The organism is Roseateles aquae (genome assembly GCF_032337115.1).
GTDB lineage: Bacteria > Pseudomonadota > Gammaproteobacteria > Burkholderiales > Burkholderiaceae_C > Roseateles_C > Roseateles_C aquae.
Window position 1 is genome coordinate 196,522 of the sequence record NZ_JAVXZY010000008.1, and the last position, 23,721, is coordinate 220,242.

Genomic DNA, 23,721 nt, shown 5'->3' on the forward strand with positions numbered 1-23,721 from the left:
CGATGGGCTCGCGCAAGCCAATAGGCGCGCCTTCAGCCCCGGTGCTCGACGCCTCATGTGCGCCGGCCAGGGCGCAACTGTAGGGGATGGTCGGCGGTCTCATATGCAGAGCTTCCCCGAGGTGACGGCCCATGAAAAAGGCTCCTTGCGCGTTAGCTGTTGAGCAGCCAAAACAAACCACAGAGCCACAGAGTCACAGAGGAATTCACAGAGGGAACAAAGCGTTGCTGCGGTTTTCTCTGTGCCTCAGTGCCTCTGTGGTTGCCTTTGGTTGTTTCCAGGGCTTCCACACTTAACGCCAAAAGAGCCATGAAAAACGCCGCCGGGGCAGTAGCCGCGGCGGCGTGTTCAGGCGCAAAGCCTGAAGGTACTAGTCCAAAGGCGTCAGGCCTCGAAAGGCAGCTTGACCTGGCTGAGATCCTTGCGGGTCTCGACCAGCACCAGCGGGCCTTCGTCAATCGTCACCAGCGGCGGCCGTTCACGCGGCACACGCACCGGCTTGGGCTCGGCGGCAATGGCGTCCTGCACGGCGCGGACCTTGTCGGCGTCGGAGTTCACCCACTGCAGACCAGCGCCTTCGGCGATCGCGTGCAGATCGGCCAGCGGCAGCTCGAAGGCAGGCAGCTGCGGCGCCGCAGGGGCTTCGGCAACGGCACTGGCCACCGGTGCGGCAACCACGGCTGCCGCGGGAGCGCTGACTTCAGCACTGACGGCAGGGGCTGGTGCAGCCACGGCGGTATCGCCGGCAACCAGCTCCAGCTGTTGCGGCGCATCGCCAGCCTCGCCGGCCTCAGCGGACTGAGCGCTCTGGCCTTCGCGCTTGTCACGACGGTAGCGGTCACGGCTGCGGCGGCGGCGTGCGCCACCTTCACCGGCTTCACCCGCATCAGCGGCCTCTGCCAGGCCTTCGCCCGCGCCCACCTGGGCTTCCACGTCGCCTTCGGCCACGGCCTCGGGCGCTGCGCCCTCGTCGCTCGGGGCTTGGGTGTCGGCAGCACGTTCATCGCGATCGCGACCACCACGGCGGCGGCGGCGGCGGCCGCCGCGTTCCTCGCCATTGCCCTCGGCAGCGCCTTCGGGCTGGGTGTCGGCGAAGGCCGGCTTGTCGAGTAGCGCCTCGTCAGTCAGAGCCGCGTTCAGGCCATCAGCCTGGGCCACGACGTCCAGCGGACGGTCCTGACGCTCGCCGCGTTCGGCACGCTCACCGCGCTCACCACGACCGCGGCGGCCTTCACCACCACGTTCGCCGCCACGTTCAGCACCACGCTCGGCACGCTCGTTGCGCGGCTGTTCGCCGGCCTCGTTGCGTTCGACGCGTTCAGCGCGCTCGCCGCCTCGGCGATTGCCACGCTCGTTGCGTTCGCCCCGTTCCTGGCGTTCGGCGCGCTGGCCTTCATTGGGCTTGGCCTCGCCGCCGTTGCGTGCGTCGCGCGACTCACGACCCTCGCGGCCTTCACGCTTGCGATCACCGCCGCGCTCGCCACGTTCGCCGCCACGGCCACCGCGGCCGCCACGGCCACCATCGCGCTTGCCGTCCTTGCGCTGCGCGTCAGCGGCTGGCTTGGCTTCCGGTGCGGCCACAGGGGCAGCGGCCGGGGCGCCAGCAAAGATGCTCTTGATCCAGCCGAAGAAACCGCCGCCTTCCTTGGCAGCCGCTGGTGCCGGGGCAGCCGCCTCGGCGGCCACAGGCTTGGGCGCCGGGGCCACCGGCATCGGCGCCGGCTGCTCGGGCAACAGGCCCTTGATGACCGGTTCCTGCTTGCTCTTGCCCTTGTCGTCGCCGCCGCGGCGGGTGATGCCCACCTCGTCGGTCGGCTCTTCGATCATCGTGTAGCTGGCCTGCAGGTTCTCCAGGCGCGGATCGTCATGGCGCAGACGTTCCAGCTTGTAGTTAGGCGTTTCCAGGTGCTTGTTGGGCACCAGCAGCACGGTGACGCGCTGCTTCAACTCGATCTTGGTGATCTCGGTGCGCTTTTCGTTCAGCAGGAAGGAGGTCACTTCCACCGGCACTTGCACGTGCACGGCGGCGGTGTTGTCCTTCATCGCCTCTTCCTGGACCATGCGCAGGATCTGCAGCGCCGAGGATTCGGTGTCGCGGATATGGCCGGTGCCATTGCAGCGCGGGCAGGTGATGTGGTTGCCTTCGCTCAGAGCGGGGCGCAGACGCTGACGCGACAGCTCCAGCAGGCCGAACTTGCTGATCGAGGCGAACTGCACGCGGGCGCGGTCATTGCGCAGCGCATCGCGCAGACGCTGTTCGACCTCGCGGCGGTTCTTCGACTCTTCCATGTCGATGAAGTCGACGACGATCAGGCCGCCCAGATCGCGCAGGCGCATCTGGCGCGCGATTTCATCGGCGGCTTCCAGATTGGTGCGGGTGGCGGTTTCCTCGATGTCGCCGCCACGGGTGGCGCGGGCCGAGTTGACGTCCACCGAGACCAGCGCCTCGGTGTGGTCGATCACGATGGCGCCGCCCGAGGGCAGGTTGACCGTGCGGCTGTGTGCCGTTTCGATCTGGTGCTCGATCTGGAAGCGGCTGAACAGCGGCGCGTCGTCGCGATAACGCTTCACGCGATGCGCGTTGTCCGGCATCACATGGTTCATGAACTGCTGAGCTTGCTCGAACAGGTCGTCGGTATCGATCAGGATTTCGCCGATGTCGGCGGTGAAGTAGTCGCGGATCGCGCGGATCACCAGCGACGATTCCTGATAGATCAGGAAGGCGCCCTTGCCGCCCTTGGAGGCATCGTCGATGGCGCTCCACAGCTTCAGCATGTAGTTCAGGTCCCACTGCAGCTCGGCAGCGGAACGGCCGATGCCGGCGGTGCGGGCGATCAGGCTCATGCCCTTGGGGTACTCGAGCTGGTCGAGGTTTTCCTTCAGCTCTTCGCGATCTTCACCCTCGATGCGACGGCTGACGCCGCCACCGCGCGGGTTGTTGGGCATCAGCACCAGGTAGCGGCCGGCCAGCGAGACGAAGGTGGTCAGTGCCGCACCCTTGTTGCCGCGCTCTTCCTTTTCCACCTGGACCAGCAGTTCCTGGCCTTCGCGGATGCAGTCCTGGATCTTGGCGGAGCGCACATCGACGCCCTCGCGGAAGTACTGGCGCGAGATTTCCTTGAAGGGCAGGAAGCCGTGGCGGTCTTCGCCGTAGTCGACGAAGCAGGCCTCGAGCGAGGGCTCGACGCGGGTCACGACCGCCTTGTAGATATTGCCCTTGCGCTGCTCGCGGCCTTCGATCTCGGTCTCGAAGTCCAGCAGCTTCTGGCCATCAACGATGGCAAGGCGACGCTCTTCAGGCTGCGTCGCATTGATCAGCATGCGTTTCATCAGTTCTCCTCACGCGCCTTCGGCATCTCGGATGCCATCGGGCGCGCAGCAACACGACGTCCACTGGCGGCAAAGCCAGCGGGCGACTCACAAGTTGCACGAGAAACGCGGTGAACCGAGGAAGGAATCGCCCTGGACTGCTGGAGATCTGCTTCTAGCGATCAGCCCTGCAGCGTTGGCGCGTGCGCTTCAACAGGCGGCGCGGTGACTCCATCCCGTGAACGCGCCGGTGCAGCACAGCGGCTGATCGGCGCGGCCCGACCGAGGCCGGCGTGGCGAGCCCTCTCGGCATGAAGCCGGGGCTGCGCGCGCAAGGCGGCGGTGGGTGGGGGGATTGATGGGTTCATCCGCGAGGAACTGCTGGGCGCTGGCACGAGACAGCCGACTCTTGATCGACACACCTCGTGCGATGAAAACCTTATTCGTGCGCGTCGTGCCCCGATTCGGGATACGCCGTGCGTGGTTCGTACTGCGTTGCTCTTCCATGCCGCATCAAGGGCTGCCTCATCACTTGGGGACGGGGCCCGCCATCGGTACAGACATGTTGCATCACCGATTGTTGAGCCGATGCCACCGGCGCTTGCGCGCCTGCCGCATCGGGCCCGCCACCATGGCGTCTTCAGTCAAACCCTGCTCATGCCGGGTAAAATCAGAAAAATCAAATACTTAGAACGCAATCGTGGCAAGCAGCATTATAGGGGCCAAATCTGGCCGGGGCGGCCGAGGGCTGACCCAGCGCAAGCCGCTAGAGCGCAAGCCGGCGCCGCCGGTCCGTCCGGCCGCCGTGAAGGCGGCACCCGCTGCTCCAACAGCGCCGAAACTCGCTGTACCCGCTGCGGCACCGGCCGTCAGGCTTCTGACGATTGACGAAGGCTCTGCGGGCCAACGCTTGGATAACTTCTTGCTGCGCGAACTCAAAGGCGTGCCCAAGACCCATGTCTACCGTGTCATCCGGGCCGGTGAGGTGCGGGTGAACAAGGGGCGTGCGCAGGCCGACACCCGGTTGGAGCTGGGTGATGTGGTCCGCATCCCGCCGGTGCGGCTGCCCGAGCGCGCGGCCGAGGACAAGGCGGCCTTTGTGCCGGCCAAGGAATTTCCGGTCGTCTATGAAGACGATCATCTGCTGGCCGTCAACAAGCCGGCCGGCGTGGCCGTGCATGGCGGCTCGGGCGTCAGCTTCGGCGTGATCGAGCAGCTGCGCCAAGCCCGGCCGCAGGCCAAGTTCCTGGAGCTGGTGCACCGGCTCGACAAGGAAACCTCCGGCCTCTTGCTGATTGCCAAGAAGCGCAGCGCCCTGGTGGCCTTGCAGGACCAGTTCCGTGACCGTGAGACCGGCAAGACCTATGCCGCCCTGGTCTGGGGCGACTGGGCGGCGAACAAAAAGGTCATCGACGTGCCCCTGCTCAAGTTCACCGGCAGCGACGGTGAACGCTGGGTGCGGGCGGTGACCAGCTCGCACGATCCGCAGGCCGAGCAGGCCAAGCGTTCGATCAGCCTGGTGCGCGTGGCGCAGCGATTCGCTGGCCACAGCCTGCTCGATGTGACGATCAAGACCGGCCGCACGCACCAGATCCGTGTCCATCTGGCCCATGAAGGGCACGCCATCGTCGGCGATCCGAAGTACGGTGATTTCGAGGCCAACCGCCAGCTGGCGCGCGGACCGCTGCGTTTTGAGCGGATGTTTCTGCATGCCAAGCAGCTGCGCTTCAGCCACCCGGCCACGGGGGCAGAGCTCGAGTTGCTGGCGCCGCTGCCAGCCGAATGCCAGGCCCTGCTGAGCGCGCTGGGGGCTGCCGCATGATGCCGCAGCGCTTTGACCTGATCGTGTTTGACTGGGATGGCACGCTGTACGACTCGACCGCGCTGATCGCCCGCTGCACCCAGGCCGCCGCCGCCGATCTGGGCCTACCGGTGCCGAGCCAAAAGCTGGCCACTCATGTGATCGGTCTGGGCTTTTATGACGCCCTGCGCCAGGTGGTGCCCGACCTGCCGCGCGAGCGTTATGGTGAGCTGGGCCAGCGCTTCCGCCACCATTTCATCGCCGCGCAGGACGAGCTGAGCCTGTTCGAGGGCACGGTCGAGATGCTGCGATCGCTGAAGGCCCGCCATCACTGGCTAGCCATCGCCACCGGCAAGAGCCGGCGGGGCCTGGACGAGGTCTTGCAGGACGAAGCGCTGAAGGGCCTGTTCGATGGCAGCCGCACCGCCGATGAAACGGCCGGCAAGCCACATCCGCAGATGCTGCTGGAGCTGATGCGCGAGTTCGGCGCCGAGCCCGAGCGTACGCTGATGATTGGCGACACCAGCCACGATCTGCAGCTGGCGCAGAACGCCGGCACGGCCAGCGTCGCTGTCAGCTACGGTGCGCATGAGGTGTGCGAATTCGCGGCCTTCGCGCCGCTGCATACCGCGCACAGCGTGGCCGATCTGCAGCAGTGGCTGCTGGCCAATGCCTGAACCTCACCAAGCCGATGGCCCTACCATGAGCGACGCTAAACCCCAAGCCCCACAAGACCCGCTGCCGTTGTGCGCCTCTGACGACTTGCAGGAGCGCGGCAAGGCCCACACCTTTCATGTGCTGCAGTACCGGCAGCCGGCCAGCGCGTTTGCGCTGCGCTTTGATGGCCAGGTGGTCGCCTATCTGAACCGCTGCGCCCATGTGCCAACGGAGATGGACTGGCAGGAGGGCGAGTTCCTCGACGGCGACAAGCAGTACATCATGTGCAGCATTCACGGCGCCGTCTACGACCCGCTGACCGGTCGCTGTGTGAGTGGCATGTGTGGCCGCATCGGCCTGACCAAGATCGAGGTCGAGGAGCGGGAGGGGCAGGTCTATTGGTATCCTTCCCGCGACACCCAGCCCGCCTTTGAGCCCTGAGCCCCGGCGAATCAAGCCGCTCGGCCCGACAATGCAGCCAAACAGCGCTGTTGCCCCTGCCTTCCATGAATCCCAACGACGATCTCCCCCGCGGCCTGCCCGACGCCACCGCGAATCCTGAGGACATGCTGGCCGCCCAGCCTGCAGCGGCCGCAGCCGCGCGCCCCGCGCCGGCCAGCGATGCTGCCGGCGCGCGCGCGCCTGCGACGACGAATTACGAGCCGCTGCTGCAGCAGCTCGCCGCCGACTATCTGCGTGACCGTCGCAGCGAACGTCGCTGGCGCAGTTTCTACCGGCTGGCCTGGCTGGCCACGCTGCTGACCCTGGTCTGGTGGTTCTTCTTCCAAAGCCACCATGTCAGCGCGCCCAGCACGCCGCACACCGCCTTGGTTGAGGTGCGCGGTGAAATCGCATCGGATACCGAGGCCAGCGCCGAGCTGCTCTTGTCGGCGATCCGCAGCGCCTTTGAGGACCATGGTGCCCAGGCGGTGGTGCTGCGCATCAACTCACCCGGCGGCAGCCCGGTGCAGGCCGGCATCGTCTACGACGAGATCAAGCGCCTGAAGGCCAAGCATGGCAAGAAGGTCTATGCGGTGGTTGAGGAAATCTGCGCTTCGGGGGCCTATTACATCGCTGCGGCGGCCGATGAAATCTATGTCGACAAGGCCTCGGTGGTCGGCTCCATCGGCGTGCTGATGGATGGCTTTGGCTTCACCGGCCTGATGGAAAAGCTCGGCGTCGAGCGCCGGTTGCTGACTGCCGGTGAAAACAAGGGCATGCTGGACCCCTACACGCCGCTGAACGCCAAGCAGCGCGGCTATGCTCAGGCGATGCTGGATCAGATCCACCGCCAGTTCATCGCCGTGGTGCGCGAGGGCCGCGGTGATCGCCTGAAGGAAACGCCGGAGATGTTCTCCGGCTTGTTCTGGAATGGCGAGGAGGCGGTCAAGATGGGCCTGGCCGATGACCTGGGCAATCTCGATTTCGTTGCCCGCGAGGTGGTCAAGGCCGAGGAGGTGATTGACTACACGCCTCGCGACAACGTGGCCGAGCGGCTGGCCAAGCGCTTTGGTGCGGCGATGGGCGAGGGCGCCGTCAAGGCAGTACGCAATCTGGCGCCGATTCGCTGAACCGCGCAAACAAGAAAAAAGGGCCTCCGATGCGGAGGCCCTTTTGCTTGGGCGGTACTTGCGGCCCGTGGCCAGCGCCGGTCAGGCTTGGCGACGGCGGCGGGCGACAAAGCCCAGCGCGCCCAGGCCGGCCAGCATCAGCGCATAGCTTCCGGGTTCCGGCACGGCCGAGACGTTGTAGCCCGTGAAGGGCTCATAGCCGACTTCCAGCTTGCTGCCACTCTTCATGCTGGCCACGCCGCCATTGCTGAAGGCGACCTGGTTGGCGATCAGATTGCCTTCCCAGTGGCCGGTGCCGAACACGGTGGCCTTGGGCGCCAGCAGCGTGCCCCAACCGCCCCAGCCCAGATTGACCGAGGTGGCATTGGGCAGGTTGAAGATGACGCGATCGGCAAAGCTGAGGAAATCGCCGCCTTGCAGCGTGACGCTGGTCGCGCTGCTGTTGATGACGATGTGCGAGCCGGCGCTGATGTGGGCCAGCGACAGGCTGGAAAGATTGCCGCTGCTGCCCAGGTTGAAGACCTGCAGATCACCGCTGCCGCTGCCGGTCAGCGTGCCCCAATGATTGCTGCCGGTGGCGGCCAGTGCGTTCAGGTTGCTGCTCAGCGCGGTGACTTCGGACTTGGCCTTGGCGAAGTCGAAGTAGTTGGCGTTCTGGGTGGCGCTGACGGCCTTGTTGCCCGACTGCACCTCAGCGGCGCTGACGGCGGTCTGGTGGTAGCCATTGGCCTGGCTGCTGTTGGCGCTGCCGTTCTTGCTGGCACTGCCGAACACGACACCGCCCAGACGGAAATCACCGCCAGCGGCGCGGTACTCGGTCTGCGCGGCTGCCGGGCCGACCTTGCTGTGCTCGGCCGAGGCGTTGGTATTCACATTGACCGAGGGGCCGCCGTAGACCGTCGAGCCATTGGTGTTCCAGTTACCACCGACGACCAGCTCAGGCTGGACCTTGCCGTTGGCGTCCTTGTAGGCGGCGAAGGGGCTGCGGTAGCCGGCGTCAAAGCCGTTGAGCACATTGCCACCGATGGCTGCGCGGCCCTCGACATCGGCGAAGGACGCGACATTGCCGAACACCAGCACGCTGTAGCCCTTGGCGCTGCCCAGGTCGATGGTGGTGATGGCTGCCGCCTCTTGCGCGATGCCGGCCATCAGAACAGTGATTGCTGCAGATACCAGTTTCAGTCCGTTCGAACGAATCACAGTGTTTCCCTTTGTTTTTTAGCGCCGTCGTAGACGCTGCTTTCGCGGTAGACGTTCCTCTTGGAACGCATGGCCGCGATTCTAGGAATCGGCTGTGATCAGGGGAGACCCTGATTGAGGTGGTATCTAATTGGTTTGTGCGCTTTGCACGGTTTTGAACGTCTCAGGCACCGCCGCGTCCGGGCAGGCCGCGGCGGCTCTCGGGTTCAGCGCCTGATTCAGGGGCAGAGGTAGCTGGTCTTGACCGTGGTGTAGAACTCGGCGGCGTAGCTGCCTTGCTCGCGCGGGCCCATGCTGGAGCCCTTGCGGCCGCCGAAGGGCACGTGATAGTCGACGCCGGCGGTCGGCAGATTGACCATCACCATGCCGGCCTGGGCGTGGCGCTTGAAGTGGCTGGCATGCTTGAGCGAGCTGGTGCAGATGCCGCTGGCCAGGCCAAAGGGCGTGTCGTTGGCCAGCGCCAGGGCGTGCTCATAGTTGTCGGCCGGGATCAGGCTGGCCACGGGGCCGAAGATCTCGTCGCGGCAATGCTGCATCGCGTTGTCGCAGTCGGCGAACAGCGCCGGCTGCAGATAGTGGCCGGGCTGGGCCAGCGTCAGCGTGTCGCCGCCGGCGACCAGCCGAGCGCCTTCCGCTTTGGCCAGCGCGATATAGCGCAGATCCTGCGCGAGCTGGCTTTCATCGACGACCGGGCCGATCTGTGTGCCGGCCTCCAGCGCATGGCCGACGCGCAGCTCGCGGGTGGCCTGCGTCAACGCCTCCAGCAGCTTGGGGTAGATGCCCTTGGTGACGATGATGCGCGAGGCCGCCGTGCAACGCTGGCCGGTGGAGTAGAAGGCGCCTTGAATGATGCAGTTCACTGCGGTGGCGAGATCGGCGTCGTCCAGCACCACCTGCGGGTTCTTGCCGCCCATCTCGAGCTGGAACTTGGCACCGCGCATCACGGCCGCCTGCGCCACGCGCTGGCCGGTGCCGACTGAGCCGGTGAAGCTCAGGGCCTGGACACGCGCGTCATTGAGCAGGGCCTGGCCGACCACGCTGCCTGGGCCCATGACCAGATTGAAGACGCCATCGGGCAGGCCCGAGCGGCTGATGATCTCGGCCAGCGCCCAGGCCGAGCCAGGCACCAGTTCGGCTGGCTTGAAAACGACGGTATTGCCGAAGGCCAGCGCCGGGGCGATCTTCCAGGCCGGGATGGCGATGGGGAAGTTCCAGGGCGTGATCAGGCCCACCACGCCTACCGGCTCACGCGTCACCTCGATCTCGACGCCGGGGCGCACCGAGGCCAGCTTGTCGCCGCACTGGCGCAGCGCTTCCTGGGCGAAGAACTTGAAGATGGCGCCAGCGCGTGCCACCTCGCCCACGCCTTCGGGCCGGGTCTTGCCTTCCTCGCGGCTGAGCAACTCGCCCAGTTCGTCCTTGCGGGCCAGGATCTCGCTGCCGATGCGGTCCAGGGCATCGGCACGTTGCTGGGGCGTCGACATCGCCCAGCCCGGCGCGGCGGCATGGGCGGCGGCGATGGCACGCTCGGTCTGAGGGGCGTCTGCCTGCGCGTAGTGGCCGACGAGATCGTTGGTGTCTGACGGGTTGATATTGGCGCGTTCGCCGCTGCCTTGCAGCCATTGGCCAGCGATGAAATTTGCGTGCGAGGTCTGGCTCATCGGGGTCTCCTGTGTTGGACGAATATTGTAAATATATTTAATAACGGGTTGCCAATGCCAGCGCAAAGAACGCTGGAGAGGACAGGGGCGGCAACAGCTTCGGGAGTATCGGCTTGCCGGGCCGCCAAGCGCTTTGCCAGCGACCCCTGGGGACCGCACAATGGGCCCTCGCTCAGATCAAGGAGAACGATATGAAAGGCGATGCCAAGGTCATCGAATACCTGAATGCCCAGCTGAAGAACGAGCTGACGGCGATCAACCAGTACTTCCTCCACGCCCGCATCCTGAAGAGCTGGGGCTATGAGGGCCTGGCCAAGCATGAATACCAGGAATCGATCGAGGAAATGAAGCATGCGGACAAGCTGATCGAGCGCATCCTGATGCTCGAAGGCCTGCCCAATCTGCAGGATCTGGGCAAGCTCTTCATCGGCGAAACCGCTGTCGAGGTGCTGCACTGCGATCTGAAGATCGAGACGGGCTCGCACCCGCTGCTGAAAGAGGCGATTGCCTATTGCGAGAGCGTGCGTGACTACGTGTCCCGCGAGGTGCTGGAGGCCATCCTCAGCGATACCGAGGAGCACATCGACCACCTGGAGACCCAGATCGGCCTGGTCGCCCAGATCGGCGAGCAGAACTGGCTGCAAAGCCAGGTGGGCCCGGTCGGTAGCTGAGCGGCAGCGCGGCCACACCCGGATCGTGGAAGGGATAAAGACAATCTAATTGAGAAGTGTTCGTATTTGCGTTAGCATCCGTGCATCGCAAGTCGAGCCCGTCTCACCATGATCGTCTGCCTCTGCCATCGTGTTTCCGATCGCGACATCCGCCGGCATGTCGAGGCGGGCACGGCCAATTTCGAGCAATTGCAGGACGACACCCAGCTGGCTTCGGCCTGCGGCGCCTGCCACGACTGTGCGCATGAGATCTTCGAGGCAGCGCTGAGCGAGCGGGTCTTCAAGCGCAGTGGGCAGCGAGTCATCGCGATTGCCCAAGCCGTGGCGGCTTGAAAAGCAAAAAGGGCAGCTCGCCACAAGCTGCCCTTTTCGTTTCCTGACACTCACCATCTCGGCGCCGTAGCGCCCATCAACAAAAAGACCGCAAGCGCGGCGCAGCGCTTGCGGTAAGGAGTGGCACGAGGCCACTCGGGTCGATCAAGTCTTGACCGGCCGATTACTTCTTCGGTGCTTCGATCTTGGCTTCAAGGCCAGCAGCCGGCGCGGCCGTCGTCATCGCCGTGCTTGCCGCGGCCGCTGCGGGCTTGGCGTCACGCTTGGGCTCATGCTTGGCCTCGTGCTTCGCGGCATGGGCGGCATGCTTGCTGGCGTGGTGGCCGGCTGCTGATGCCGCTTCGGCCGGCTTGGCGGCTGCGGTGGCGGCCGGAGCCGTGGTCACAGGAGCGGCGGGCGTAGCCGCCTGTGCAACCGGCGCGGCCGGGGTGGCGGTTGCGGCCGTTGCTGCCGGCGCAGTCACCTTGGCAGCCGGCGCCGCGGCAGTGGGGGCGACCGTGGCGGTCGCGGCCTGCGCAAAGACGGCGCCGGCGCTCAGGCTCAGCAGGGTGGTGATCAGCGTGGTCTTGATGGTGTTCATGGTCCTGGTCCTCGTGGGTGTGTCAGTAAAGAGTTAGTGGCGCGTCTTGTTGATTGAAAAATCAGGCGGACTTCGGGGCATCGGCCTGCGGCTTAGCGGCGGGCTTCTTGCTGCCATGCTTGTGCGTGGCCTTGGTATTCAGTGCGGCGCTCTTGCCATCGAGCTTGGCCTCAGTCTTGGTTTCGGCCTTGCTTGCCGGTTTGGCGGTATCGGTCGCGGTGGCTGCGGCAGGTGCGACGGCAGGCGCCGTGGTGAGCTTGGCGGCTGGCGCAGCGACCTTGGCGGCGGTGCCGGCGGGCTCGGTCTTCGCGGTGGTCGCGGTGGTGGCTGTGGCGGTGGCTGTGGCCGGCACGGCGGTTTGGCTGTTCGACGTCCCAGGGTTCTGCGCCATCGCCAGACCAGCGCTCAGAGCCAGCAGCGTGGGAATCAGGGCAGTCTTCAGTGCATTCATTTGGATCGCTCCAGGGTTGGTGAACATGTGAGCAAACAACGATGGCTATTGGGATCGCGTTGACATCGGGTGCTGCTGTTGCAATGCGTTACACACCGATGGTGTGTGAATCCGGCGGCGCCAAATCCACAAAGGCGCGTCACTAAATAGTTAGGTGAAATCAAAGAGGCCTTGCCTGCGGCTCGGGGCAGAATGCGCAGCAAGTCCTTGCAGGAGTCATTTGCATGTCGCACGCTTTCCATTGGCAGAACGGCTACCCCAGCCAACGCAGCCCGCTGTTCGCACGCAATGTGGTGTCGACCTCGCATCCGCTGGCCGCTCAGGCCGGACTGCGTGTGCTGGCCCAGGGCGGCAATGCGGTTGACGCCGCGATTGCGACAGCGGCCTGCATGACGTTGGTCGAGCCCTGCAGCAATGGCCTGGGCTCTGACGCCTTCTGTATCTTGTGGGATGGCCAGCAACTGCATGGGCTGAACGCGTCCGGGACCGCGCCAGCGGCCTGGACACCGGACTACTTCTTCAAGACCTATGGCGCCGATGCCAAGGCGCCGCCCAAGCGCGGCTGGGGCGGGGTGACGGTGCCCGGCGCGGTGGCGGGCTGGGCGGCCTTGAGCGAACGCTTTGGCCGGCTGCCGTTTGCTGACCTGATGGCGCCGGCGATCGAGATTGCCGAGCGTGGCTATGCGGTGCCGGTGATTGTGCAGAGCAAGTGGGCGATGGCCGCGGCGCTGCCCGAGCTGAGCACGCAGCCCGGCTTTGCCGAGGCGTTCATGCCGCGTGGCCGTGCCCCGGAAGTTGGCGAGCGCTTTGAGTTCAAGGCCGCTGCGCGCACGCTCAGGCTGATTGCGGCCAGCAAGGGGGAGGCCTTCTACCGCGGCGAAGTGGCCGCGGCCGTTGAGGCTTTCGCGCGCGACACCGGCGGCGCGATCCGCGCCAGCGACTTTGCCGCCTACAGTCCCGAGTGGGTCAAGCCGATTTCGCAGGACTACGCCGGCCACACGCTGCACGAGATACCGCCCAACGGGCAGGGCATTGCCGCGCTGATCGCCCTGGGCCTGCTCAAGCATGTAGATTTGCGCTCGCACGCGATCGACAGCGTGGCCGCCCAGCATCTGCAGATCGAGGCGATTAAGCTGGCCTTTGCCGACGTCTACCGTTATGTCTCCGATGCAACGGCGATGACAGTCAGCACCGAGCAGTTGTTGGACCCGGCCTATCTGGCCGAGCGGGCCCGGCTGATCGATCCGCGGCGGGCGCAGGACTTCAAGGCCGGCAACCCGGTCAAGGGCGGCACCATCTACCTGACGGCGGCCGACGAGAGCGGCATGATGGTCAGCTTCATCCAGAGCAACTACATGGGTTTTGGCTCGGGTCTGGTCGTGCCGGGCTACGGTGTCTCCTTGCAGAACCGCGGCCACTGTTTCACGCTGGAGGCCGGCCATCCCAATTTGGTGGCGCCGGGCAAGCGGCCCTTCCACACCATCATTCCCGCCTTCCTGACCAAGGACGGCCAGCCGGTGATGAGCTACGGCGTGATGGGCGGCAATATGCAGCCGCAGGGCCATATGCAGACGCTGGTGCGCATGCTGGACTACGGCCAGCAGCCGCAGGCCGCCTGCGATGCGCCACGCTGGCGCTTCAACGAGGGGCTGTCGATCAATGTCGAGGCGCATATGAGGCCAGACGTGATCGAGGGCCTGCGCGGTCTGGGTCATCAGATTGGCGACATCCACGACAGCTACCAGGACTTCGGTGCCGGCCAGTTCATCTGGCGCCTGGGTGACCCTGCGGTGGACGGCTATGTGGCCGCCAGCGATCCCAGGCGTGATGGGGCGGCCGTCGGCTTCTGAAGTGGGCGCTGAAAGGTGCATTGGCACTGCCAGTGCTGATCGTCATGACCGGGGAAAAAGATTTCTGCAATCCCCCCGCAAGCAGTGCTTGTCCGGCGCCGCAGCACGCTGCTAGGATGGCCCGACTGACCTGAATCAAGCCCCATGACCAAGCTTCTTGACCGCACCAGACCGAGCACACGCCGTGCCGCCTGCCTGCGCGCGCGCTGGTCGGGTTGAAGCGCTGCGCCGTTCGCCTCTGAGCCCTTCGGTTTGCCCCGCAAGCCAAACCGGCTTGACTCTCCCGCTGAATATGCCGGCTCTGCGCAAGTGCCGTGACGCGATGCTCAGCGGCGAGCCTTCTGTGATGCCCACAGCCGCTGGGCTTGCCCAGGCACTGACGACCTGGGACTGTTTTGGAGAACATCATGCCGAACCGGCCTGTGCCCTGGTTTGAGCGGATCAAACAACTGCTGACCCTGCCGCCCGGCGATCTGCTGCGCGATCTGGTCTACCGCCGCCTCTGGACTTCGATACTGATCAGCTCGCTGGGCGGGCAGATCACCATGCTGGCGCTGCCGCTGACCGCAGCGGTGTTGCTGCATGCCACGCCCACACAGATGGGCCTGCTGACCTCGATGGAGATCGTGCCCTTTGTGCTGTTCTCCCTGCCTGGCGGCGTCTGGCTCGACCGGGTGCGCAAGCTGCCGGTCTATGTGGTCGGCGAGGCTTCGCTGGCGCTGGCCGTTGGCAGCGTGCCGGTGGCGGCGCTGATGGGCTGGCTGACGATGAGCTGGCTCTACATCGTCGGCTTTGTGCTGGGCACCGTCTACACGGTGGCCGGCAGCGCGGCGCAAATCGTGCTGACCCAGGTGGTGTCGCGCGACCGGCTGGTCGAGGCCCATGCCAAGAACGCGCTGGCGTCTTCGGGCGCCGAGGTCGCGGGCCCCGGCGTGGCCGGCCTCTTGATCAAGCTGCTGGGCGCACCGATGGCGCTGGCCGCCGATGCCGTGCTGGTGCTGGTGTCGGCACTGATCCTGCGCGGCATCAAGGTGCATGAAGAAGTCCAGCAGCGTGAGGATGCCGATTTCTGGCGTGATCTCAAGGCGGGCGTGCGTTTTGTGCGCACCAACCGCCTGTTGATCAGCCTGGGCTGCGCCGTCGGCACCTGGCAGCTGTTCTACAACGCCGCGCAGGTGGTGCAGATCCTGTTCGCGACCCGGGTGCTGGGGCTGTCGGCGCAGACCGTGGGCCTGTCCTATGTGGCCCTGGGCGCCGGTACGGTGCTGACCAGCGTGTTCGGTCACCGCATCAGCAAGGCCCTGGGCCCCGGGCCCAGTCTGATCATGGGCTTTGCGATGTGCGGCCTCGGCTGGCTCTTGCTGGCGCTCGCGCCGGCCAATGACTGGGGCGTGGCGGCCTTCGCCTTCATGCTGTTCGCCTTTGGCGTCGGTGCGGTGCTGATCTTCATCAACTTCCTGTCGCTGCGTCAGGCGGTCACGCCGGCGCCGCTGCTCGGTCGCATGACCAGCACCATGCGCTGGCTGATCCTGATCCCGGCCGGCCCGGGCGCCCTGATTGGTGGCTGGCTGGGTGAGCATGTCGACTTGCGCGCCTCGCTGCTGTTCGCCGGCGTCGGTGCCCTGGTGCTCAGCGTGGTGGCCTGGCGGGTGGCGACGATACGCCAGGTGCGCGAGCTGCCGCGGCTGGACAACCCCGAATCGACGCTGGGTGCCGAGGCCCAGCCGGGCTTGCTGCCCGAGCTGGCGCCGAGCAAATGAGTGATTGCCGAGAATGAGTGAAATAGCAAGACCTGACCCCGTCCTGATCAAGGTGGCCGAGGAAATCGAAACCGAGCGGCTGATGCTGGCCATGCCGCGTGCAGGGCTGGGGCAGGCGCTCAACGCGGCGGTGATCGAATCGCTGGACGCCTTGCGGCCCTGGGCCGTCTGGGCGCAGAAGCCGCCAACGATTGAAGAGTCAGAAGCCGTGGTGCGGCAGGTCCATGCCGACTTCATCCTGCGCAAGGAGCTGCGCTACTACTTCTATCGCAAGACCGAGGACGGCCGCGCCGGCCGCCTGCTCGGCAATATCGGCCTGCAGAATCTTGACTGGCAGCTGCGTGCCTTTGAGATGGGCTACTGGGTGCGCAGCAGTGCGGCCGGGCAAGGCTATGTCAGCGAAGCGGTGCGCGCGCTGACGCGGATGGCCTTCGAGAGCCTGCGCGCACGTCGGGTGCAACTGCTGACCGACGAGCGCAATCTGAAGAGTCGGGCGGTGGCCGAGCGCTGCGGCTATGAGCTCGAAGGCGTGCTGCGCAGCAATGCGCTGGACGTCCACGGCGAGCCGCGCAACACCTGCGTGTTCGCACGCCTGGCCTGATCGCGCTGTCCGGCATTCAGCCTGTCCCGGGCCTGCTGCATTTCGTCGCAATGTCGCTCCCTATCTCGAGGCCGGCGCCCTAGACTGCGCCGCTGCTCGCCGCCTCGGTGGGTCGATGGGAGGGGACGATGGGAGTGTTGCAGGCCGCCCGGCGGGCGTTGACCGTGGCGGGACTGTCGGTTTCGGTGTTGGCACGTGCGGCCGCGCCGCAACTCAATAGCGCGGACCTCAGCGCTTTTCTTGATGGCCACCTGCCTGTGGAAATGGCGCGGGCCAATGTGGCCGGTGTCGGCATTGCCGTCGTCAAGGATGGCAAGCTGCTGCTGGCGCGCGGCTATGGTCTGGCCGACCGCGAAGCGCGCCGACCGGTCCTGCCCGACGAAACACTGTTCAGAATTGGTTCGGTCTCCAAGCTCTATGTCTGGATGGCCGTGATGCAGCTTCAGGAGCAGGGCCGGCTGGACCTGGACGCCGATGTGCAGCGTTATCTCGACTTCTCGCTGCGCTCGCCCGAACTCGGGGCGATCAGCCTGCGCCAGCTGATGACGCACCGCGCCGGCTTCGAGGAGACGATTGCGGCCTTGTGGGCGACGCCCGGCGAGGACATGAGCCTGCGCAACTATCTACGTGACCACCAGCCGGCACGGCTGTTCAAACCAGGCGCGGTGCCCGCCTATTCGAACTACGGCGCCACGCTGGCGGCCTATATCGTCGAGCGGGTCAGCGGCGAGCCCTTCGAGCGCTATGTCAAGGCCCATCTGCTGCAGCCGCTGGGCCTGGCCCACACCAGCTTCGCTCAACCGCTGCCGGCAGCGTTGAAGGCAGGCATGTCGGCCGGCTATGAGCTGGGCTCTGGCAAGGCGCAGGCCTTCGAGCTGATTCGTGTCGCGCCTGCAGGCGCGGCCTCGGCGACGGTCAATGACATGGCGCGTTTCATGCTGGCGCAGTTGGGCGGCGGCCAATTGGACGGCCAGCGCGTGCTGAAGGCAGAGACGATGCGGGCGATGCTGTCGCCACAGCTGCGCCACCATCCGGCCGGCCCGGCGCTGGGCCTGGGCTTTTACGAGGAAGACGGCTTTGGCCCGCAGGTCATCGGCCACGGCGGCGACACCCAGTGGTTCCACAGCGGCCTGTATCTGCTGCCCGAGAAAGGCGTGGGCGTCTTCATCAGCCAGAACAGTCGGGGCAAACGGAACTTGCGCGGCGAGCTGATGAAACGTTTGGTCGAGCGCTACTTTCCTCCCGCGTCGGCCCAGGCCGAGCAGGCAAAACCTGACCCCAGCATCGCTGGCATCTATCAAAGCAGCCGGCGCATCGACAGCGGCCCGCTGCGCATGGGCTACTGGTTTGGCCAGACCCGGGTGAGCATTGATGAGCAAGGGCGCCTCAGCAGCAGCGCGCAACGAGGCATTGCCGAGCAGCCGGTGTTCTACCGTCTGGTTGGCGAGGGCGTTTGGCAGGCCGAGGATGAGGGCCTGACGCCGTCGGTCAGCCGGCGCCTGTTCTTCCGTAAAGACCCCGTCAGTGGTCGCTGGGAGATGAGCGGGCGTTCGGGCGTGCAAATCGAGCAGCAAGTCGGTGGCGCTGAGGACGGCCGTTGGCTGGCGTCGGCTCTGGGCGCCTCGCTGGGCCTGGCGTTGCTGACGCTGCTGGCCTGGCCGATGGCCGTGCTGGCGCGCCGCCACTATCGCCGGCCCGAACCGATGCCGCTGCAGCAGCACGCCCGCAAGAGCGCGCGCTGGGCCGCCCTGCTGATGCTGGTGCCGTGGCTGACGCTGGGCGCTTTCGGCCTGGCCAGCCAAGGCGATCTGGCCTATTTGGGCGGCTCGCTGTTCGGTGCCGCTGTTCGGCTGAGTCAGCTGCTGGGCTGGCTCAGTGTGCCGGCGCTGTTTCTCGCCGGCCGGGGGCTGTGGCTGCACTGGCGCTGCCAGGACGCCTGGTGGTGGGCGCGGCTGCACGGCCTTCTACTGCTGCTGGCAGCGCTGCTGAATCTGCTGCTGGCCTGGCGCGGCCAGTTGATGCTGGGCAGCTGAGGCCGTGCTCAGCGGCTCGGCGGGAATCGGTCAACGGCGTCGGTGATGATGCCGTCAATGCCGGCGGCGATCAGCCGGCTGGCTGCCTTGGCGTCGTTGACGGTATAGACCAGCGCCTTCATGCCCGCGGCCTGGATGGCAGCCAAGGTGGCTTCGTCCATCAGCCGGAAGTTGGTGATGACGGCGCTGCAGCCGAGTTCTGCGGCTTCGTCCAGCCATTCGGGGCGCAGCTTGTCCAGCAGCAGGCCACGCAGCACCTCGGGGGCGCTGTCGCGTGCGCCGCGCAGCGCCTCGGGCTGGAAGGAGCTGAACAGCGGCAGCACCTGGCCGCTGCCGGCCCACAGGCGCAGCACCTCGCGGCCGACCACCTCGCCGGTCTGGCGCTCCTGGCCCGGCGTGGGCTTGATCTCGATATTGATGGCCATGCCCTGGCCGATGATGAAGGCGGCCACCGCCTCCAGGCTGGGCAGCGGCTCGCCGGCATGGGCGGGGCTGTGCCAGCTGCCGGCGTCGAGCCGGGCCAGCGCGGCCCAGTCCTGTTCGCCGGCCGCGCCGCGGCCAGTGCTGGTGCGCTCCAGCGTGGCGTCATGCAGCAGGAAGGGTATGCCGTCGCGCGACAGCTTCACATCGCATTCAAAGGCGCGGTAGCCGTGACGGGCACCGAGGCGGAAAGCGGCCAGCGTGTTCTCTGGCGCCAGCTTGCCGGCGCCGCGATGGGCAATCCACAAGGGCAGGGGCCAGGTCTTGCCTGCCGGGCTGTCGTTGCTGTTGTCGCTATCGCTGCTGTTGTTGCTCATGCTGATCACTCCACCCGGCGGCCGCTGGCAGCGTCAAAGAAATGCAGGCTGTCGGCCTTGATGCGCAGCTGCAGCTGCTCGCCGACGCAGGGTGGCGGCAGCCCGGCGTCGATGCGCAGCGTGAACGGCGCGCTGCCGATGCGGCCGTGCACCAGCCGCTCGGCGCCCAGCATCTCGATCATCTCGACCCGCAGCGGCCAGCCTTCGCTGGCCCGCCAGTCCTGCACATGCTCGGGCCGCAGCCCGAGTGTCAGCGCGCCCTCGCGCGGCGCGGGCCGGGGCAGGGGCAGTTGCAGGTCGCCGAGCTTGAACAGGCTGCCCTGGGCCTCACCCTGGAACAGATTCATCGGCGGCGAGCCGATGAAGCCGGCCACAAAAGTGCTGGCGGGCCGGCCATAGACCTCATCCGGCGTGCCGATCTGCTCGACCCGGCCGGCGTTCATCACAATCATCCGCTGGGCCAGCGTCATCGCCTCGACCTGATCGTGGGTGACGAACAGCGAGGTCACGCCCAGCTCACGGTGCAGCTTCTGGATCTCCAGCCGCGTCTGGGCGCGCAGCTTGGCGTCGAGATTGGACAGCGGCTCGTCAAACAGAAACACCTGCGGCTTGCGCACGATGGCACGGCCCATGGCCACGCGCTGGCGCTGGCCGCCGGAGAGCTCGCGTGGCTTGCGCTGCAAGAGTGCACCCAGCTCCAGGATGGCCGCCGCGCGCTCAACCCGGGCCTGGATCTCGGCCGCCGGCAGCTGGCGTATCTTCAGGCCATAAGCCATGTTGTCGAACACGCTCATATGCGGATAGAGCGCATAGTTCTGGAACACCATGGCGATATCGCGATCGGCCGGTTCGATGTCGTTGACGACCCGGGCGCCAATCGCGATCTCGCCGCCGGAGATCTCCTCCAGGCCGGCGACCATGCGCAGCAGCGTCGATTTGCCGCAGCCGGACGGCCCGACGATGACGATGAACTCGCCGTCGCTGATCTCGGCATCGACGCCGTGAATGACCGGGTTCGCCTTGGGCCCTGCGCCATAGCGCTTGACGACCTTGCGCAGTGAAATGCTTGCCATCTTGGGTGTTACTTTTCCGTATCTACCAGGCCCTTGACGAACCACTTCTGCATCAGCACGACAACCAGCGCAGGCGGCAGCATGGCCAGCATCGCCGTGGCCATGACGATGTTCCAGTCGTTGGCCGCGTCGCCGCCGGCGACCATCCGTTTGATGCCGATGACGACCGGGTACATCCGCTCCTCGGTGGTGACCAGCAAGGGCCACAGATACTGGTTCCAGCCATAGATGAACTGGATGACGAAGAGGGCCGCCATGCTGGTGGCCGACAGCGGCAGCAGCACGTCGCGGAAAAAACGCAGCGGCCCGGCGCCGTCCATGCGTGCCGCTTCCAGCAACTCGTCCGGCACCGTCATGAAGAACTGGCGGAACAGGAAGGTGGCAGTGGCGGAGGCGATCAAGGGCACGGTCAGGCCGGCATAGCTGTTGAGCAGGCCGAGATCGGCGACCACCTTGTAGGTTGGGCCGATGCGCACCTCGACCGGCAGCATCAGCGTGATGAAGATGGCCCAGAACACCGTCTGCTTGAGCGGGAAACGGAAGTAGACGATGGCAAAGGCCGAGAGCAGCGAGATGGCGATCTTGGCCACCGCAATGATCAGCGCGCAGGCCAGGCTGACCCCCATCATCCGTCCCACCGGCGCATTGGAGCCGGTGTTGTTGGCCGCGCCTCCCATCAGCGCACCCTGGTAGTTCTCCAGCAGATGCGTGCCCGGCAGCAGCGGCATCGGCGCCTGCACGATCTCCTGCGAGGTGTGGGTGGACGCGACGAAGGTGATGTAGAGCGGAAAGGCAACGATCAGCACACCCAGCACCAGCACCAGGTGAGACAGCAGCGTGAGGGCAGGGCGGCGTTCAACCATCTCAGTAGTTCACCCGCCGTTCGACGAAACGGAACTGCAGCACTGTCAGCACGATCACGACGCCCATCAGCACCACCGACTGCGCGGCCGAGCCGCCCAGGTCCATGGCCTTGAAGCCGTCGTAATAGACCTTGTAGACCAGGATGGCGGTGTCCTTGCCGGGGCCGCCGTGGGTGGCGGCGTCGATGATGCCGAAGGTGTCGAAGAAGGCGTAGACGATGTTGATGACCAGCAAAAAAAACGTCGTTGGCGACAGCAGCGGGAAGGTGATGGTCCAGAAACGGCGCGTCGGGCCGGCGCCATCGATGGCTGCCGCTTCCAGCAGTGATCTTGGGATCGACTGCAGGCCGGCCAGGAAGAACAGGAAGTTGTAGGAGATCTGCTTCCAGACGGCGGCCAGTACCACCAGCGTCATCGCATGGCTGCTGTTGAGCAGATGGTTCCACTCCAGGCCCAGCGCGCGCAGGCCCAGCGAGACGATGCCCACCGAGGGCGCGAACATGAAGAGCCAGAGCACGCCGGCAATCGCCGGCGCCACCGCATAGGGCCAGATCAGCAGCGTCTTGTAGAGCATGGCGCCGCGGATCACCCGGTTGGCCATCACGGCCAGTAGCAGGGCCAGCGCCAGGCCCAGCGTCGCCACCAGCAGCGAGAACAGCGCTGTGGTTTTGAACGAGGCCAGATAGCCGGCATCGGCAAACAGCGTGCGGAAGTTCTCCAGGCCCACGTATTCGGTCGACAGGCCGAAGGCATCCTGCTGCTGCAGCGACTGCAGCACCGCCTGGCCGGCGGGCCAGAAGAAGAACACGACCACGATCAGCAGCTGCGGCGCCAGCAGCAGCCAGGGCAGCAGCCGGGACTTGAACTGGACGCGCTTGTCGGTGGCCATGGATTTGCGATGCTAGCAGCCGCGCCGCAGGGATCAACCCTTGTTGGCCTTCTGGAAACGCTCCAGCTGCTCGTTGCCGCGGGAGATCGCCGCGTCGATGCCTTCCTTGGCGCTCTTCTTGCCGCCCCAGACCTGTTCCATCTCCTCGTCGATGATGGTGCGGATCTGCACGAAATTGCCCAGGCGCACGCCGCGCGATTTGTCGGTGGTCTTGCGGATCATCTGCGTCACCGCCACATCGGTGCCGGGGTTGGCCTTGTAGAAGCCGCTCTTCTCGGTCAGCTCAAAGGCCGCCTTGGTGACCGGCAGATAGCCGGTGCGCTTGTGGCTTTCCGAGGCCACCTCGGGCCGCGCCAGGTAGTTGAAGAAGGCGGCGATGCCCTTGTGCTCGATCGGCTTCTTGCCGGCCATCACCCACAGGCTGGCGCCGCCGATCACGGTGTTCTGCGGCGCGCCGGGCACGTCGGGGTAGTAGGGTAGCGGGGCGATGCCGCTGGCGAACTTGGCGTTCTTCTTGATATTGGCGTAGAGGCCGGAGGAGCCGGTCATCATCGCGCACTCGCCGCTGTAAAACGTGGAGTCCGGCGCATTGCCGCGGCCCTTGTAGACGAACAGACCCTGCTTGGCCATGTTGGCGAGGTTCTCAATATGGCGCACATGCAGCGGCGTGTTGAAGGCCAGCCGGGTGTCCAGGCCGCCGAAGCCGTTGTTTTTGCTTGCGTACTCAACGTTGTGCCAGGCCGAGAAGCTCTCGAACTGGGTCCAGCTGACCCAGCTGGTGGTGAACGGGCATTTGTGGCCGCTGGCCTTTAGCTTGGCGGCGGCCAGGGCCACCTCGGGCCAGGTCGACGGGGCCTTGTTCGGGTCCAGGCCGGCGGCCTTGAAGGCGTCCTTGTTGTAGTGGAAGACGGTGGTCGAGCTGTTGAAGGGCATGGACAGCATCTGCCCACTGGGGGCGGTGTAGTAGCCCGCCACCGCCGGCACATAGGCGCCGGCATCGAAGCTGGCGCCGCCGGCCTTCATCACCTCGCCGACCGGCACGATGGCCCCCTTGCTGGCCATCATCGTGGCCGTGCCCACCTCAAACACCTGCAGGATGTGCGGCGCATTGCCGGCGCGGAAGGCGGCGATCGCCGCGGTCATCGATTCGTCGTAGGTGCCCTTGTAGGTGGGCACGATCTTGACGTCCTTCTGGCTGGCATTGAAATCACGGGCCAGGTCGTTGACCCAGTCGCCGAGCGCGCCGGGCATCGAATGCCACCACTGGATCTCGGTCTGGGCCTGGACGGCCGGGCTGAAGGCTGCCAGGGCGAGGCTGGTAGCGAGGGCGGTGGCGAGCGGGAACAGGTGTTTCATGATCGGAACGGCTCCAGAGCGGGCAGAGATGTAGGGGGCTCAAAGTAGAGGGCTCAATCTAGGCTGTGAGTGTGACACCGCTTGCGACCGCGCCTGTCGTGTTGAAGGGACAGCCGCAGACTGGCGCGAAGGCAGGATTCGCGTACCGCGTCAGAGGCCAATGGCCCCAGGAAGGGCTGTCCCATGCTGCACTGCGGTAGGATCGTCGCCCCGACGCCATTCCTGCCGTGCCGCCTGTCAAGGGGCGTAGCGGCCAGGCCCTGCA

20 protein-coding genes are annotated in these 23,721 nt (G+C 66.0%); 10 read left to right on the top strand and 10 right to left on the bottom strand.

Features of this window, described 5'->3' with window-relative positions; genetic code table 11:
- Positions 1-384: 384 nt before the first annotated feature.
- Positions 385-3,330, bottom strand: a complete 2,946-nt coding sequence (locus RQP53_RS18585; RefSeq protein ID WP_315652174.1) for an Rne/Rng family ribonuclease — start codon at positions 3,328-3,330, stop codon at positions 385-387.
- 784 nt (positions 3,331-4,114) lie between these two features.
- Here RQP53_RS18585 and RQP53_RS18590 point away from each other — a divergent pair.
- From RQP53_RS18590 to RQP53_RS18605, 4 genes are all read left to right on the top strand, one after another.
- Positions 4,115-5,131, top strand: a complete 1,017-nt coding sequence (locus RQP53_RS18590; protein ID WP_315652257.1) for an RluA family pseudouridine synthase — start codon at positions 4,115-4,117, stop codon at positions 5,129-5,131.
- Positions 5,128-5,787 (top strand): HAD family hydrolase, encoded by a 660-nt coding sequence (locus RQP53_RS18595; protein ID WP_315652175.1) that lies wholly within the window; start codon positions 5,128-5,130, stop codon positions 5,785-5,787. The genes RQP53_RS18590 and RQP53_RS18595 overlap by 4 nt, the downstream gene beginning before the upstream one ends.
- A gap of 25 nt (positions 5,788-5,812) precedes the next feature.
- A complete protein-coding gene (locus tag RQP53_RS18600; protein WP_315652176.1) occupies positions 5,813-6,208 on the top strand; it encodes a Rieske (2Fe-2S) protein in 396 nt (131 codons plus the stop codon).
- A gap of 65 nt (positions 6,209-6,273) precedes the next feature.
- The gene (locus RQP53_RS18605; protein WP_434064122.1) at positions 6,274-7,338 is read left to right on the top strand and encodes a S49 family peptidase; all 1,065 of its coding nucleotides are present in this window, start codon (positions 6,274-6,276) and stop codon (positions 7,336-7,338) included.
- Positions 7,339-7,419: 81 nt separating this feature from the next.
- Here the strand turns inward: RQP53_RS18605 and RQP53_RS18610 are convergent, their stop codons facing one another.
- Positions 7,420-8,487 (bottom strand): choice-of-anchor A family protein, encoded by a 1,068-nt coding sequence (locus RQP53_RS18610; RefSeq protein WP_315652177.1) that lies wholly within the window; start codon positions 8,485-8,487, stop codon positions 7,420-7,422.
- A gap of 269 nt (positions 8,488-8,756) precedes the next feature.
- Positions 8,757-10,199 carry an aldehyde dehydrogenase family protein gene (locus tag RQP53_RS18615; RefSeq protein WP_315652178.1) on the bottom strand — a complete coding sequence of 481 codons (1,443 nt, stop codon included), beginning with the start codon at positions 10,197-10,199 and terminating at the stop codon, positions 8,757-8,759.
- Positions 10,200-10,390: 191 nt separating this feature from the next.
- Between RQP53_RS18615 and bfr the strand changes: the two genes are divergently transcribed.
- Complete coding sequence (gene bfr, locus RQP53_RS18620; RefSeq protein WP_315652179.1) at positions 10,391-10,870, top strand: bacterioferritin; 480 nt, start codon at positions 10,391-10,393, stop codon at positions 10,868-10,870.
- Between the two features lie 108 nt (positions 10,871-10,978).
- Positions 10,979-11,203: a (2Fe-2S)-binding protein gene (locus RQP53_RS18625; RefSeq protein WP_315652180.1), complete on the top strand. Its 225-nt coding sequence runs from the start codon at positions 10,979-10,981 to the stop codon at positions 11,201-11,203.
- Positions 11,204-11,366: 163 nt separating this feature from the next.
- Here the strand turns inward: RQP53_RS18625 and RQP53_RS18630 are convergent, their stop codons facing one another.
- Both RQP53_RS18630 and RQP53_RS18635 read right to left on the bottom strand, forming a co-directional pair.
- Positions 11,367-11,783 carry a hypothetical protein gene (locus RQP53_RS18630; RefSeq protein WP_315652181.1) on the bottom strand — a complete coding sequence of 139 codons (417 nt, stop codon included), beginning with the start codon at positions 11,781-11,783 and terminating at the stop codon, positions 11,367-11,369.
- Between the two features lie 61 nt (positions 11,784-11,844).
- Positions 11,845-12,234: a hypothetical protein gene (locus tag RQP53_RS18635; RefSeq protein ID WP_315652182.1), complete on the bottom strand. Its 390-nt coding sequence runs from the start codon at positions 12,232-12,234 to the stop codon at positions 11,845-11,847.
- Between the two features lie 224 nt (positions 12,235-12,458).
- Here RQP53_RS18635 and RQP53_RS18640 point away from each other — a divergent pair, with 224 nt between their 5' ends.
- The 4 genes from RQP53_RS18640 to RQP53_RS18655 all read left to right on the top strand — a co-directional run bounded on the left by RQP53_RS18640 (position 12,459) and on the right by RQP53_RS18655 (position 18,478).
- The gene (locus tag RQP53_RS18640) at positions 12,459-14,084 is read left to right on the top strand and encodes a gamma-glutamyltransferase family protein (protein WP_315652183.1); all 1,626 of its coding nucleotides are present in this window, start codon (positions 12,459-12,461) and stop codon (positions 14,082-14,084) included.
- A gap of 407 nt (positions 14,085-14,491) precedes the next feature.
- Positions 14,492-15,844, top strand: coding sequence for an MFS transporter (locus RQP53_RS18645; RefSeq protein ID WP_315652184.1), 1,353 nt, complete (start codon positions 14,492-14,494; stop codon positions 15,842-15,844).
- Between the two features lie 13 nt (positions 15,845-15,857).
- The gene (locus tag RQP53_RS18650; protein WP_315652185.1) at positions 15,858-16,445 is read left to right on the top strand and encodes a GNAT family N-acetyltransferase; all 588 of its coding nucleotides are present in this window, start codon (positions 15,858-15,860) and stop codon (positions 16,443-16,445) included.
- Positions 16,446-16,573: 128 nt separating this feature from the next.
- On the top strand, positions 16,574-18,478 hold the full coding sequence (locus tag RQP53_RS18655) for a serine hydrolase domain-containing protein (protein ID WP_315652186.1): 1,905 nt from the start codon (positions 16,574-16,576) through the stop codon (positions 18,476-18,478).
- 8 nt (positions 18,479-18,486) lie between these two features.
- Here RQP53_RS18655 and ugpQ read toward each other — a convergent pair whose 3' ends face one another.
- Genes ugpQ through ugpB form a run of 5 tightly spaced genes read right to left on the bottom strand, consistent with a single transcriptional unit; the run spans position 18,487 to position 23,456 of the window.
- Entirely contained in the window at positions 18,487-19,275 is a 789-nt protein-coding gene (ugpQ, locus tag RQP53_RS18660) for a glycerophosphodiester phosphodiesterase (protein WP_315652187.1), read from the bottom strand.
- 5 nt (positions 19,276-19,280) lie between these two features.
- Complete coding sequence (locus RQP53_RS18665) at positions 19,281-20,348, bottom strand: sn-glycerol-3-phosphate import ATP-binding protein UgpC (protein WP_315652188.1); 1,068 nt, start codon at positions 20,346-20,348, stop codon at positions 19,281-19,283.
- An 8-nt stretch (positions 20,349-20,356) separates the two neighbouring features.
- Positions 20,357-21,211 carry a sn-glycerol-3-phosphate ABC transporter permease UgpE gene (gene ugpE / locus RQP53_RS18670; RefSeq protein ID WP_315652189.1) on the bottom strand — a complete coding sequence of 285 codons (855 nt, stop codon included), beginning with the start codon at positions 21,209-21,211 and terminating at the stop codon, positions 20,357-20,359.
- Between the two features lies 1 nt (position 21,212).
- On the bottom strand, positions 21,213-22,100 hold the full coding sequence (ugpA, locus tag RQP53_RS18675) for a sn-glycerol-3-phosphate ABC transporter permease UgpA (RefSeq protein ID WP_315652190.1): 888 nt from the start codon (positions 22,098-22,100) through the stop codon (positions 21,213-21,215).
- Between the two features lie 33 nt (positions 22,101-22,133).
- On the bottom strand, positions 22,134-23,456 hold the full coding sequence (gene ugpB, locus RQP53_RS18680) for a sn-glycerol-3-phosphate ABC transporter substrate-binding protein UgpB (RefSeq protein WP_315652191.1): 1,323 nt from the start codon (positions 23,454-23,456) through the stop codon (positions 22,134-22,136).
- Positions 23,457-23,721 lie beyond the last annotated feature (265 nt).

Coding starts and splice junctions, on each gene's coding strand:
- RQP53_RS18585 (WP_315652174.1), bottom strand. CDS start 3,330: ATGAAACGCATGCTGATCAATGCGACGCAGCCTGAAGAGCGTCGCCTT.
- RQP53_RS18595 (WP_315652175.1), top strand. CDS start 5,128: ATGATGCCGCAGCGCTTTGACCTGATCGTGTTTGACTGGGATGGCACG.
- RQP53_RS18600 (WP_315652176.1), top strand. CDS start 5,813: ATGAGCGACGCTAAACCCCAAGCCCCACAAGACCCGCTGCCGTTGTGC.
- RQP53_RS18605 (WP_434064122.1), top strand. CDS start 6,274: ATGAATCCCAACGACGATCTCCCCCGCGGCCTGCCCGACGCCACCGCG.
- RQP53_RS18610 (WP_315652177.1), bottom strand. CDS start 8,487: ATGGCCGGCATCGCGCAAGAGGCGGCAGCCATCACCACCATCGACCTG.
- RQP53_RS18615 (WP_315652178.1), bottom strand. CDS start 10,199: ATGAGCCAGACCTCGCACGCAAATTTCATCGCTGGCCAATGGCTGCAA.
- bfr (WP_315652179.1), top strand. CDS start 10,391: ATGAAAGGCGATGCCAAGGTCATCGAATACCTGAATGCCCAGCTGAAG.
- RQP53_RS18625 (WP_315652180.1), top strand. CDS start 10,979: ATGATCGTCTGCCTCTGCCATCGTGTTTCCGATCGCGACATCCGCCGG.
- RQP53_RS18630 (WP_315652181.1), bottom strand. CDS start 11,783: ATGAACACCATCAAGACCACGCTGATCACCACCCTGCTGAGCCTGAGC.
- RQP53_RS18635 (WP_315652182.1), bottom strand. CDS start 12,234: ATGAATGCACTGAAGACTGCCCTGATTCCCACGCTGCTGGCTCTGAGC.
- RQP53_RS18640 (WP_315652183.1), top strand. CDS start 12,459: ATGTCGCACGCTTTCCATTGGCAGAACGGCTACCCCAGCCAACGCAGC.
- RQP53_RS18645 (WP_315652184.1), top strand. CDS start 14,492: ATGCCGAACCGGCCTGTGCCCTGGTTTGAGCGGATCAAACAACTGCTG.
- RQP53_RS18650 (WP_315652185.1), top strand. CDS start 15,858: ATGAGTGAAATAGCAAGACCTGACCCCGTCCTGATCAAGGTGGCCGAG.
- RQP53_RS18655 (WP_315652186.1), top strand. CDS start 16,574: ATGGGAGTGTTGCAGGCCGCCCGGCGGGCGTTGACCGTGGCGGGACTG.
- ugpQ (WP_315652187.1), bottom strand. CDS start 19,275: ATGAGCAACAACAGCAGCGATAGCGACAACAGCAACGACAGCCCGGCA.
- RQP53_RS18665 (WP_315652188.1), bottom strand. CDS start 20,348: ATGGCAAGCATTTCACTGCGCAAGGTCGTCAAGCGCTATGGCGCAGGG.
- ugpE (WP_315652189.1), bottom strand. CDS start 21,211: ATGGTTGAACGCCGCCCTGCCCTCACGCTGCTGTCTCACCTGGTGCTG.
- ugpA (WP_315652190.1), bottom strand. CDS start 22,100: ATGGCCACCGACAAGCGCGTCCAGTTCAAGTCCCGGCTGCTGCCCTGG.
- ugpB (WP_315652191.1), bottom strand. CDS start 23,456: ATGAAACACCTGTTCCCGCTCGCCACCGCCCTCGCTACCAGCCTCGCC.